Annotated in this window: 13 protein-coding genes; all 13 read left to right on the top strand. The window is 37.1% G+C overall.

Going from position 1 to position 13,194, the window contains the following annotated elements; translation table 11 throughout:
* A complete protein-coding gene (locus FFM66_RS10380; protein WP_048603822.1) occupies positions 1-972 on the top strand; it encodes a ribose-phosphate diphosphokinase in 972 nt (323 codons plus the stop codon).
* Between the two features lie 173 nt (positions 973-1,145).
* The gene (locus FFM66_RS10375) at positions 1,146-3,920 is read left to right on the top strand and encodes a sigma-54-dependent transcriptional regulator (protein WP_137605880.1); all 2,775 of its coding nucleotides are present in this window, start codon (positions 1,146-1,148) and stop codon (positions 3,918-3,920) included.
* A gap of 73 nt (positions 3,921-3,993) precedes the next feature.
* Entirely contained in the window at positions 3,994-4,413 is a 420-nt protein-coding gene (locus FFM66_RS10370) for a PTS sugar transporter subunit IIA (RefSeq protein ID WP_137605879.1), read from the top strand.
* 13 nt (positions 4,414-4,426) lie between these two features.
* The gene (locus tag FFM66_RS10365; protein WP_048603825.1) at positions 4,427-4,897 is read left to right on the top strand and encodes a PTS sugar transporter subunit IIB; all 471 of its coding nucleotides are present in this window, start codon (positions 4,427-4,429) and stop codon (positions 4,895-4,897) included.
* Between the two features lie 4 nt (positions 4,898-4,901).
* Positions 4,902-5,747, top strand: a complete 846-nt coding sequence (locus FFM66_RS10360) for a sugar phosphate isomerase/epimerase family protein (protein ID WP_137605878.1) — start codon at positions 4,902-4,904, stop codon at positions 5,745-5,747.
* Positions 5,740-6,519: a PTS mannose/fructose/sorbose/N-acetylgalactosamine transporter subunit IIC gene (locus FFM66_RS10355; RefSeq protein WP_048603827.1), complete on the top strand. Its 780-nt coding sequence runs from the start codon at positions 5,740-5,742 to the stop codon at positions 6,517-6,519. Before FFM66_RS10360 ends, FFM66_RS10355 begins: the two co-directional genes overlap by 8 nt.
* Positions 6,503-7,333: a PTS system mannose/fructose/sorbose family transporter subunit IID gene (locus FFM66_RS10350; protein ID WP_137605877.1), complete on the top strand. Its 831-nt coding sequence runs from the start codon at positions 6,503-6,505 to the stop codon at positions 7,331-7,333. Before FFM66_RS10355 ends, FFM66_RS10350 begins: the two co-directional genes overlap by 17 nt.
* Positions 7,334-7,349: 16 nt before the next feature.
* Positions 7,350-8,354: an SIS domain-containing protein gene (locus FFM66_RS10345; RefSeq protein WP_048603829.1), complete on the top strand. Its 1,005-nt coding sequence runs from the start codon at positions 7,350-7,352 to the stop codon at positions 8,352-8,354.
* A gap of 329 nt (positions 8,355-8,683) precedes the next feature.
* Positions 8,684-9,826: a cysteine desulfurase family protein gene (locus FFM66_RS10340; protein ID WP_137605876.1), complete on the top strand. Its 1,143-nt coding sequence runs from the start codon at positions 8,684-8,686 to the stop codon at positions 9,824-9,826.
* Between the two features lie 83 nt (positions 9,827-9,909).
* Positions 9,910-10,251, top strand: coding sequence for a DUF1831 domain-containing protein (locus FFM66_RS10335; RefSeq protein ID WP_137605875.1), 342 nt, complete (start codon positions 9,910-9,912; stop codon positions 10,249-10,251).
* A 112-nt stretch (positions 10,252-10,363) separates the two neighbouring features.
* Positions 10,364-11,212: an aldo/keto reductase gene (locus FFM66_RS10330; protein WP_137605874.1), complete on the top strand. Its 849-nt coding sequence runs from the start codon at positions 10,364-10,366 to the stop codon at positions 11,210-11,212.
* Positions 11,213-11,224: 12 nt separating this feature from the next.
* Positions 11,225-11,830, top strand: coding sequence for a metallophosphoesterase (locus FFM66_RS10325; RefSeq protein WP_137605873.1), 606 nt, complete (start codon positions 11,225-11,227; stop codon positions 11,828-11,830).
* Between the two features lie 148 nt (positions 11,831-11,978).
* Complete coding sequence (mnmA, locus tag FFM66_RS10320; RefSeq protein WP_137605872.1) at positions 11,979-13,097, top strand: tRNA 2-thiouridine(34) synthase MnmA; 1,119 nt, start codon at positions 11,979-11,981, stop codon at positions 13,095-13,097.
* Positions 13,098-13,194 lie beyond the last annotated feature (97 nt).

The raw sequence follows: 13,194 nt of genomic DNA, 5'->3' as shown, positions 1-13,194 counted from the left end.
ATGGTTGAGAAATATCAAGACGATTCATTGAAAATTTTTAGTTTGAATGGCAATCGTCCCCTTGCAGAAAAAATCGCAAAAGTGTTCGGAACAACTTTAGGTCGCTGCTCTATCAAACAATTCAGTGATGGCGAAATTTCCATCAGTATTGAAGAAAGTGTGCGGGGCGCCCATGTGTATTTGATTCAAGCAACGAACAAGCCTGTGAATGATTATTACATGGAATTGTTAATTATGATTGATGCAATGAAGCGTGCCAGCGCCAAAACCATCAATGTGGTGTTGCCTTATTATGCTTACGCCAGACAAGACCGGACCGCTAAACCCCATGAACCGATTACGGCTAAACTGATTGCCAATATGATAGTGGAAGCCGGTGCTACCCGTGTGCTAACATTGGATCTGCATACCGTGCAAGTACAAGGATTTTTTGATATTCCGGTAGATAATTTGTTTACCATGCCGCTTTTTGCCCATTATTATCGCAAACGGGGTATGACGGGGGATGATTACGTGGTGGTTTCGCCAAAAAATTCTGGTGTGCAGCGTGCCCGTAGTTTGGCAGAATATCTGGACACGACGATCGCAATTGTTGATCAGGAAGAAACCGAAGAAAGCGAAGGCTATGTTATCGGGGATGTTCAAGGGAAAAATTGTATCATGGTAGACGATATTTTGAATACCGGTGAAACAATGGCAAAAGCCGCAGAATTATTAAAGGCAGCCGGCGGAAAAGAAGTCTATGCCTGTGCTTCTCACGCATTGCTTTCAGAAACCGCAAAAGCAACACTTGACCAAGCACCAATCGCAGACATCTGCGTCACCGATTCCTGTTGGACGGCGGACGAACGCCATCCGGAGAAATTGACGTATGTTACCTGCGCACAATTGATGGGAGAAGCAGTCAAACGCATCCATGAAAACACCCCAATGAGTCCATTGTTCAAATTGGAGAAAAAGGATTATCAGTGAGATTAGATTTTGTTTCTTATTTTTTGACTTTTGAATAGTTTAAATGAAGATAGATAAACGGAACAGGTTTATCTATCTTTTTTAATACATAGAATTTTTTAATGAAATCATAAATTTAATAGAATTCTAAAAAAAATCAGCTATTATAGTGATAATGAGTAGGAGGTATTCAGTTGTTGAGAGAAGACTTATTGAGATATATAAAAAATCAAACTTCCTTTTTTGATACTAGTAATGTAAGCGATATTTTTACTGCGAAAAATATTGCTGAAAAATTTAATGTAAAGAGAAATACAGTAAGTCATCATTTAAATCAGCTTGTAGAAGAGGGAGTATTAGTAAAAGTAAATACTCGTCCCGTTTATTTTTTTTCTAAGAGTATTTTTGAGAATCAGAATTACCCATTGGAAAAAAGTATTTATCAAAATTTGAATGAAATAGCTGAAGAAAAGCCGTTTTTTGATAAAAAAAAGGATTTTTTTTCGAGTGTTATCGGAAGTCACGGAAGTTTATCTTATACAATTGAACAGCTGAAAATGGCTGCTCTGTATCCTAATGGTGGATTGCCAGTATTCCTTTCTGGGGCTAGTGGTACAGGTAAATCTTTTTTGATAACACTATTTCATCAATACTGTATAGCAAATGATGTCTTAGAAGCTGAGGCACCTCTTGTTACTGTTAATTGTGCTCAGTATGCAGATAATCCGGAACTTTTAACTAGCAGCCTTTTTGGTCATGTCAAAGGCGCTTTTACAGGTGCAACGGAAGATCAAAAAGGTGCATTTGAAGCTGCAGATGGAGGATTATTATTTCTTGATGAGGTCCATCGATTGAGTGCAGAAGGTCAAGAAAAGCTTTTTACCTATCTAGATAACGGGGTAATACATCGAGTTGGTGACAGTACCCAATCAATCAAAATTCATTGTCGTTTAGCATTTGCTACAACGGAAGATAGCACCAGTACATTTTTAACCACATTTTTAAGAAGAATTCCTGTTCAAATACCAATTCCAGCGCTTAATGAACGAACACAATCAGAAAGAAAGCAGTTGATTCTACAGTCTTTTTATCAGGAACAAAAAATAATTGGGAAAAAGATGTCGATTTCACCTAAGGTAATCAATATTTTAATGAATCGGAAGTATAAAGGAAATGTCGGAGAATTAAAAAATCTTATAAAAATTATTGTAGCCAAAAGTTTTGCAAATTCTCAAAGTAAAAAAGAAATAGCTATAACTATCCATATGATTCCAACATACCTGTTATCATCAACCAAAGAAATTTATGAATCGGGTATGTTAGCTCCAATTATAATTGATGGGAGTAAAGAATTTGAGACTCTACTTGAAGAAAACGAACCTGAATTGAAATGGATTGTACAAATTTATGAAAAAATTCTTTTAGAATATGTAAAAAATGATCGGCGTTTAGAGTTATCAGCTCCCAAACTTTCAAAAGAAATCGAACGTCTTTTTGATCATTTATTATTTGATGTTCAAAAAGATGGACAACATAATATGATGTTGTTTATTACTCAACATGTACGACAAATGTTGGAAACAATCGAGAATTCGTTTCAAATTAGTTTTAATGGAAGTATTGTATATGCAATCAGTCATTATCTTTTTCAAAGGCGAGATGTCGACTGGGTCCCAGAAGAACAAGAAAAAATTCTTCTGATTGAACAATTATTAGCAGATATCAGACACAGATTTCCTAATAGTTATCAATATGCTGAACAGATTTTAGTTTTGGTAAAAAATACGCTGGATATTGAATTATCAAGTATGGACCGGATTATTCTTTCAATTTATATTAACAATTCAGGGTATTCTAAAGAAAATGCCCATCCAAAAGCTATTATTGTAGCGCATGGTTATGCGACTGCTAGTAGCATTGCGAATGTAGCGAATCGTTTATTGAATGAGTTGATTTTTCAGTCTTTTGATATGCCTTTAGATGTAACTCCTAAAAAAATAGCAGAAAATATTACTCATTATATCGAAAAAAATGATATATCCAATGGTTTGATGATCTTATTTGACATGGGTTCACTGAAAGAAATTTATCAATACTTTCCTAAAGATATCAAAGCCCCAATTGCCATCATGAATAATGTAACGACCGGATTAGCCATTGCAGTAGGTGAAGTAATACAGAAAAGAAATAATATCACGGAAATTCCAACACTTGTAGAAAAGGTTCATAAAAATAGATGGGAAATTATTCTTCCTGAATTAGACAAAGAAAAAGTTTTGATAACCACTTGTTCAACAGGAATTGGAACAGCTGTGCAAATAAGTAATCTTTTAGAAAAAAGTATGCCAAGCAATTTAGAGATTAAAATTATTCCTTGTGAATATAAACAATTAACTAATCCAACTGAATTCGAAAAAATGTTTGAACCATATGACATCATTGGAATAATTGGTACAGACAATCCAAGACATAAAGGGGTTCCTTTTATTTCATTGGAAAGATTAATTTCTGGAAAAGGGACAGAAATACTGCTAACTTGGGTTAAAAATGATTTGAACAAAGAAGATTCTACTTATTTTAATAATCAAATGATTCGAAACTTTTCTTTGGATCAAGTTATCCAATCTGTGACGATTTTGGATACTGAAAAGGTAATCGTACAAATCGAATTATTTATGAAGCGATTAGAAGAGCTATGGAATATTCAAATCAGGAACGATCGAAAACTTGCACTTTATGTACATGTAAGTTGTATGATTGAACGTCTTATTCGAAATGTTCCCATTGATTCATACACTGGTCGTGACACTCACCATAAGTGTCATGAAAAAGAGCTATCGGAGATAAAGGATGCATTTAGTGTCGTGGAAAAGGTTTACAGTGTCCGATTACCGGATTATGAATTGTTTTATATTTATGATGTTCTTTTTGGAAAGACTGAATTAACGGAAGTAAATAGTGAGTTCTAATAATTGTTGAAAGCGTGCCACTAAGTTTGGCACGCTTTTTGCGTTTATTAGGGTGTAAGTGAGGTGAACAGTATTGGAGAGAAAAGTAGTTTTAGCTTCTCATGGGAAATTTGCATCAGGAATTTTAAGTTCATTAGAATTAATTTGTGGAAAAAATAAAAATATTAGTGCTTTGGATTGTTACTTGGAGGAAACTTTTGATTTAACTCGATCAGTTGCTGAATTAATAGCTGAAAATCAGAAAAATGAAATTATCATAGTTACAGATATTTTTGGTGGTAGTGTGAATAACGAGTTTTTACGTTATATTGAGAATCCTAATTTTTATTTGATTGCTGGATTAAACTTACCATTTTTAGTTGAGTTAGTTACTCAACTTGAATCGACTGGTACGATTACAATAGTTATTCAACAAGCGTTAGATAGCGCAAAGAAATCTATTCAATTTTGTAATGAAAGTATTCAAAAAGAAATAAAAGAAGAAGATTTTTAGGGAGGAAAAATAGATGATTTTATTGACACGAGTAGATCACCGTTTGTTACACGGACAAGTTGCCTTTTCATGGACACAAAATTTAGGTGCCGATTGTATTTTAATTGCAAATGATGATGTACCCACGAATGATCTTCGAAAAACAACGATAAAGTTAGCAAAGCCACAGGGAGTAAAATTGGTTATTAAAAATATTGAAGATTCAATTGCTGCCCTAGAAAGTGGTGTAACAGATAAATATAAATTATTTATTGTCGTTGAATCAGTGGAGGATGCGTATCGTATAGCAAAAAATTGTCCAGATATAACAGAAATCAACTTGGGAGGAACGAAAGTAAGAGAAGATACTAAAAATATTTCAAAGGCAATCAATGTTACTTCGAAAGAATTAAACTTATTAGATGAATTAGTTTCTCTTGGGAAAAAAGTAGAAATCAGACAAGTTCCTAGCGATAAATTGCTACTCTATAAAGATGTGAGGTGAGAGTATGATTGATAAATCAAAATTCTCCGGAATGAATTACTATTATCGTAATTATCCGATTGAATATTTCTTTCAGTCGTTAAAAGAAAATGAAATTGAAAATTTTGAATTATGGACTTGTACCCATCATTTTGAAATTGATAATTTACATTACCAAAATGTAAAAGATTTTAAAAAGAAGTTTGTAAGTAATGAATTAAATATTATCTGTTTGACTCCTGAACAAAGTAATCCCAAACCCTATAGTTTAGCGGCAAAAACTCCCGAATTGATAAATAAAGCCAGAAATTATTTTAAAAATGCCATTGATGCAGCTAATGAACTGGAAAGTCCAATAGTATCTATGAATTCTGGTTGGGATTTCTATTCAGAGAATCCTTCTGAGGCATGGAAGCGGTCGACTGATTTAATGCGAGAATTGGTGGAGTATGCAGAGCTAAGAGGAGTAAAAATGACACTAGAAGCGCTGCAACCTGAGGAATCTCACCTAGTGAATACAATTAATGAATTAGTTGCGTATTTAAAAGTTGTAGACCATCCAAACCTATTTATTAATTTGGATTTAGGAGCTATGGCACGTTCTCATGAAACAATTAATCAATATTTTGAAACCTTCAAAGAAAGAATCATCCATTGCCATTTTGTTGATGGAAATCCAACTGGCCATTTAGCTTGGGGGGATGGAACGAGGAATATGGAAAGCGATTTGCGAGAGTTTGAAAAAAATTCATATCAAGGTTATTTCACCTTTGAATTTGCAAATTCAACCTATTTTTTGAATCCTAAAGCTGTAGATAAAAATGTGATGAATGCAATAAAAAAAATAAATAGGAGGAATGAAAATGAGTAATTTAACAACAGCATTATTAATTGGCTTAGTTGGATTTCTTGGACCAATGGATTTTGCGATAGGGTCTAATTTGCTAAATAGACCGATTATCATGGGACCATTAGTAGGACTGATTTTAGGTGATTTTACTCAAGGGATAATTATTGGTGCTTCCTTAGAACTTATTTTTATGGGAGCTGTATCTGTAGGTGCATATCTTCCACCGGATGTCATTGTTGGTGGAGTTCTTGGAACAGCATTTGCAATAAGCCTTGGAAAGGGAATCGGTGCTGCTGTAACTATTGCCATGCCAATTGCTATGCTGTCTCTTGCTATAGGAAACTTGTTAAGTATCGTATTTCCGATGATCGCACATGTGGGGGATAGGTATGCAGAGGAAGGGAAAGCAGGGGGAATTACTGGTGCACTGTGGTCAGTAGGTTTAATAGAATGTTTCCGTCGAGGAGTACTTTGTTTTGTGGGTTATTACTTAGGAAGTACAAGAATCGAGCAAGTTTTGGATATGATTCCACAACCAATTATTGACGGTCTTGAAGTTTCTGCAAATTTACTTCCGGCGATTGGGTTTGCAATACTATTACAAATGATTTTGAATAAATCAATTTTGCCGTATTTCTTTTTAGGATTTTTATTGTCTTCGTATTTGAAAGTACCAGTACTTGGAGTAGCACTTTTTGGGTTAATTCTTGTATTTATTATGTACAATAACAAAGCAAATACACAGCAACCTATAGCAACAGACGGGGAGGTATTGGATGATGACGACTTCTAACAATGAGAAGAAAGTAACTAAAAAAGATTTGATCAACATTATGTGGAGATCGTTACCGATGGAATTTGGCTGGACTTATGAAAGACAAATGCACTTGGCTTTTGCTCATATGATGGCACCATTAATGAAAAAGCTGTACGGAGATAACAAGGACGAATATGTTAAAGGGCTACAAAGACATATGGAATTTTTTAATTGTACGCCGCAAGTTGTACCATTTATTGGTGGTGTTGTTGCATCTATGGAGGAAACAAAAGCAACGACAGAAAATTTTGACGAATCGTCCATTAATTCTATCAAAACCGCTCTGATGGGACCATTGTCAGGTATTGGAGATTCAATATTCATCGGAACTATTCGAGTCATCGCCACAGGATTAGCTGCTTCACTTGCAAAAAGCGGCAATGTACTCGGTCCAATTCTATTTTTACTGATTTATAATATTCCAGGTTATGTTCTAAGATATTACGGTGCGATTTTTGGTTACAAATTAGGTATCGGGTATCTAGATAAGATTGAAAAGTCTGGAATGATGGATACATTTAAAAATGCTGCCTCAATTTTAGGAGTTATGGTTATTGGCGCCATGACAAGTAGTATGGTTTATATCAATATGGATATAAAAATAGGTACTGGAGAATCGACCGAGACAATGCAAAGTATTCTAGATGGTGTAATGCCAGGAATACTGAGTTTAGCTGCTTTATTTATTTTCTATTATTTAAATAAAAAGAATGTAAATGTTTTGTGGCAAATTATCGGTGCAACATTTATCGGAATCGTATTAACTTATTTTGGCGTATTAGGTGTATAAAAAGGAGAGATAAAAGATGCTAAAATTTAATGAAGAAAAACAAATCAAGGATATCCAAGGTGCTTTAGAATTACGTTCAAATGTCGAAAAAATTGTTGACGAGGTATATAAAAAGGGTTTTGATAATATTTATTATTTAGGTATTGGCGGAACCTATGCTTCTGCGATGCAGGCAGTAACGTATATTAATGGAAAAAGTAACTTACCTGTTTATGTACAACATGCAGCTGAATATTATACTACTGGGAATCAACGCTTGACGAATAAATCATTAGTTATTTTATCTTCAGTTACCGGGACAACCCAAGAAGTTGTTAAAGCAGCAAAGGAAATTGAAAAAGTCGGTGCTACACTACTAGGCTTTGTTGATGCAGAAGGTAGCCAACTTGCTGAAATATGTGATTATGTCATCACCTATCCAGCACCAGGCACAGAGCAAATTAAGTTTTTTATGGTTGCAGATCGATTGATGAAGAATAATAATGAATTTGAAGACTATGAAGAATATTATGAAGAATTAGATAATCATTTGGCTGTTGGTTTAGTTGAAGCAGAAAAGCAGGCAGATAAGTTTGGACAAGAATTTGCTGAAAAACATCGCCATGATTCTATGCATTATTTTATTGGAGCAGGGAATCAATGGGGAGCTGTGTACTCATATGCGATGTGCTATTGGGAAGAACAAAGTTGGCTTCGTTCAAAATCAATTCATGCAGCTGAATTTCTCCATGGAACATTAGAAATCGTTGATGAAACGACGCCGGTTACAGTATTTTTAGGTGAAGATGAACAACGTCCTTTATCTGAACGAGTAGCTAATTTACTTCCACGGATTTGTGGGGATTATACCCTAATCGATTCCAAGGATTATCCTGTAGAAGGAATCAGTGAGAAATATAGAGGAAGAGTGTTATCATTTTTACTAATGCATTGTGTTACTCAACGAATTGATGCACATGTGGAAAAATTGAATTGTCATCCGCTTGATATTCGCCGTTATTATCGTCAATTTGATTATTAAAGATGTTTAAAGCTCGATAAATTAAATCATTGTTAATTAAGGAATCTAAGAAAGCTGCATAAGTTTTCTTAGATTCCTTGTCTTTTTTTACAAAACAATCAACCAAAAGATAAAGTTTTAAAACGAGTTTCCCTGAGTCTATCTAAATTCTACGATTTAGGTCATAACTGTTTATACCGATCGACAGATACTGGCGAGCCGTGGTGAGTTATGCAGCAAACAGCTCAAGTTGAAAAAAAGGAAGAATCGTTTGAAAAGTTGGTTGATCTTTGGTTTCCCGTCCATTCTGTGCTAGAATGTGCCTAGTAAAAAAAGAAAAGGTGAAGGCAATGGAACACATTTATTTAGATCATGCGGCGACGACACCGATGCATCCGGAAGTTGTTACGGAAATGAGCCGGCTGATGCAGGATGTCTTTGGCAACCCTTCAAGTATTCACAATTATGGTCGGCAAGCCCACGAACAATTGGAAAATTTTCGGCAGATTATTGCGAATAGTTTGACCGTTAAACCCCATGAAATTATTTTTAACAGTGGTGGAACAGAAGGGGATAACACAGCAATCATTAGCACGGCCTATGCACGAAAAGAACAAGGTAGGCATTTGATTACGACCGCTATCGAGCATCCGGCGGTGTTGGAAGCCATGCGCTTTTTGGAAACGCAGGGCTTTGAGGTCACCTATTTACCTGTCGATGAAAAAGGGCAGCTTCATGTATCAGAGTTGGAAAAAGCATTACGGGAAGATACGATTTTAGTTTCAGTCATGTACGCTAACAATGAGACAGGGAATTTGCTGCCAATCAAAGAAATTGGCGAGCTGTTAAAAGATCATCCAGCTATTTTCCATACAGATGCTGTGCAGGCGTATGGAAAAATTCCGCTGAGTCCCTATGAAGATGGGGTTGATCTGCTAAGTATCTCCGCCCACAAAATCAACGGACCAAAAGGGGTCGGCTTTTTATTCAAGAAAGATGGTATCAATATTCCTTCTTATCTTCATGGAGGAGAGCAGGAAGAAAAACGTCGTGCAGGCACCGAGAATCTGGTGGGAATCGGCGGTATGGCAAAGGCCGTAGAAATTTTGACGCCTGAAAAACAAAAGGAAAACGCAGAAAAGTATCATGCTTTTGCGGCACTTCTTTTTCAAGCATTGGATGAAAAAAAGATTACCTATCAAATCAACGGAGACGAAGAACACAAATTGCCTCATGTATGGAACCTGGCTTTTCCGGAAATTGCCAATGATTTATTATTGATGAAACTGGATTTGAAAGGGGCGGCGATTTCTACTGGTTCAGCATGTACCGCAGGAAATGTGGAGCCTTCCCATGTGTTAGAAGCAATGTATGGTACTGACTCGATGGCGATCCATCAATCGATTCGAATCAGTTTTGGCTTGGGCAACACCAAAGAAGCTGTTGCAGAATTTGCTGCACTGTTGACAAATACTGTTTCTGCATCCAAATAATTTTTCTTTTTTAGAGTTGGGCTGGCAAATCTGTTATAAAACTTTTATAATTAGAGGAAAGACTACTAATTTGAGGTGAAAAAATGGCATTCCAAGAAAAAGCGACAGTTTTAGGAGCAGATATTTCTTACCGAATCAATCCTTCTGCCAAGCGTTACACGTTGCGAGACAATGGTTTTACAGAAACGAACGGTGGCAATTTTCAATTGATCCGTCCGCTAGAAGCAACACCGCAAAGCAAGGAAGGCTTAAAGCTGAAAATCACGGTTTCCGAAGATATCAAGACTTTAAAGATGTCGATAACGACTTCCAACGGATTGAAGGCCGTCAATATTTTTAAAGATGAGAGTCATAAAATGCTGCAGGAAAAATTTTATTTCCTGATGGACGGTTTTATCAGCCGGGGATTATTTGAAAAAGCATAAGACGAAGCAGTTCCGAGAAATTTCTTGGAGCTGTTTTTTTGCTTTCATTTTTAGGTAGGATTATTTGTTTGAATTTGTCCCCTACCGTATACTTAAACTGAGGTGATAAAAAATGAAGAGAATCCTATTGAACGGGACACCGCATTTACCGATTGGGCTAGGAACGTGGCACATGGGAGATCAAAAAAACAAACGAGCAGCAGAGATCGAAGCCCTGCAAACGGGTCTGGCACAAGGCGCAACGATTATTGATACGGCAGAAATGTATGGAGAAGGCAATTCAGAGAGCTTGGTGGGAGAAGCCATTCAGCCCTTCAATCGAAAAGAGTTGTATCTGATTTCAAAGATTTATCCTTGGAATGCCTCATTGCAAAAGCTACCCAATCATCTGGAGGCAACCTTGCAACGTTTGAATACTGATTATTTGGATTTGTATTTGCTTCATTGGACAGGAGAAATTCCTTTGGCAGAAACGGTTGCGGCGATGGAACAAGCCCAAAAAGCCGGAAAGATTTTGCGCTGGGGTGTTTCTAATTTTGATGTGGCAGATATGGAGGAACTCTGGCAGATTCCTGAAGGGAAAAACTGCCTGACCAATGAAGTGCTGTACAATCTGGGCAGTCGTGGGATTGAATTTGATCTTTCGCCATGGATGCGAGAAAAAAAGCTGCCGTTGATTGCTTATTCCCCAATCGCTCAAGGAGACAGTTTGGGGAATGATTTCCAAAAAAATCCGGTTCTCCTGGAAATTGCACAGGCACATCAATGCTCTGTTTTCCAACTGTTACTTGCCTGGACTCTGCGAGACAACCAAACGATTGCTATTCCACAATCTTCCAATAAGGAACATGTATTGGATAATTTGCAGGCAGCAGAATTGGAGCTGACAGAAGTGGAATGGCAAAAAATAGATGCTGCCTTTCCAAAACCTACGACAAAACAGCCTCTTGCTGTGTTATAGGAGGAAAAAGCGATGAAATTTTTTACCGGTGATACCCATTATTTTCACGACTCGCTTTTAGGAAAAAACGATTTTGCTCCCCGTTTGTTTAAAACAACAAAAAAAATGCACGAAACGATGATTCACAATTGGAATTTGGTGGTGGAGGATAAAGATACAGTCTATCATCTTGGCGATGTCGCCATGCATCCAAACTATGAGGCGGGTTTTCCAGAAATTTTAGCAATCCTCAGCCAGTTGCGGGGAAAAATTGTTTTTATCAAAGGAAATCATGATACACGGGATTTTTTTAAGTATTTGGCTGAAAATGATCCGAAAACAAGTACAGGTGAAAATAAATTTGCCTTTGAAGATGTGGGTGTATTATTGAAGTTCAATCACCACCAATATTATTTGACCCATTACCCGATGTTGTTGGGAACCACCAAAAATATTCGCAATCTTCATGGGCATATCCATCATTACAGTGTGCCGATTCCAGAAAATATAAATGTTGGCGTAGATGCACCGGAGCTGGATTTTTTACCGGAAAAAATGCCTTTTGGAACACCGATTTCTGAGAATCAAATCGATCAGATTGCTGCGGAAAAAGCAGCAGAGTTGGCGAAATTACGCTGAGAAATGCTTCCTGCTTTCTAAAAATATCCAAAGAAAATCTTCAACAAGTGAATTTCTCACCGTTCTGTTGTATAATGGCAGATACTGAAAAGTTGCGACCTTCAAATCGTAGAGTTTTCGGAATCTAGATTGAAATGATGGTGAGAACATGGCAAACAGCCAAACACGTGTGGTTGTCGGCATGAGCGGCGGGGTAGACTCGTCGGTAACGGCCCTTTTGCTGAAAGAGCAAGGGTACGATGTCGTAGGAATTTTTATGAAAAATTGGGACGACACGGATGAAAATGGTGTGTGTACGGCAACGGAAGACTACAAAGATGTAGCCAAAGTTGCGGCACAAATCGGAATTCCTTATTACTCGGTGAATTTCGAAAAAGAATATTGGGATCGGGTATTTGAGTATTTTCTAGCAGAATATCGTGCCGGTAGAACCCCAAATCCAGACGTAATGTGCAACAAAGAAATCAAATTCAAAGCCTTTTTGGACTATGCGTTGGAATTAGGTGCAGATTATGTTGCGACAGGTCACTATGCACAAGTCGAAACAGATGAAAACGGCGTGGTGCATATGCTCCGTGGCGTGGATCAAAACAAAGATCAAACCTATTTTTTAAGTCAATTGTCTCAAGAACAATTAAGTAAAACCATGTTTCCTCTTGGAGGAATGGAAAAATCAGAAGTTCGAGCAATTGCGGAACGGGCGGGTTTAGCAACCGCAAAGAAAAAAGATTCTACAGGCGTTTGTTTCATCGGTGAAAAGAATTTCAAACAATTTTTAAGCAACTACCTGCCTGCTAAAAAAGGCAAGATGATTACCCTTGATGGGGAAGAAAAAGGCGATCACGATGGGTTGATGTATTATACCATCGGACAACGTCAAGGCCTTGGAATCGGTGGTGGCGGTGCCTCCCACGAACCTTGGTTTGTGGTAGGAAAAGATTTGGCGACGAATACTTTGTATGTGGGTCAAGGTTTCCATCATCCAGCATTGTACGCGGATCGTTTGGATGCCAGCGAAATTCATTTCACTACTAACGGAGCAAAGGAAACAGAATTTAAGTGCACGGCTAAATTCCGTTACCGTCAACAAGATGTTCCTGTGACTGTTCGTTTACTTAAAGGCGATCGGGCGGAAGTGATTTTCGACGAACCTGTACGAGCAATTACTCCGGGACAAGCTGTTGTATTTTACGATGGCATGGAATGTTTAGGCGGCGGGTTGATTGATCACGCCTACCAAGCAGAAAAAGTATTGCAATATGTGTAAGTAGAAAAACGTTCCAGAATCTTGATATGCTCCCCCTATATAGGACACTGAAATATAAAAGTCCTGTATAGGGGGGATTTTGTATGCCACAAAGAAA

The organism is Enterococcus songbeiensis (assembly GCF_005405265.1).
GTDB lineage: Bacteria > Bacillota > Bacilli > Lactobacillales > Enterococcaceae > Enterococcus_C > Enterococcus_C songbeiensis.
This window is presented reverse-complemented; position numbering and strand designations above follow the sequence as displayed.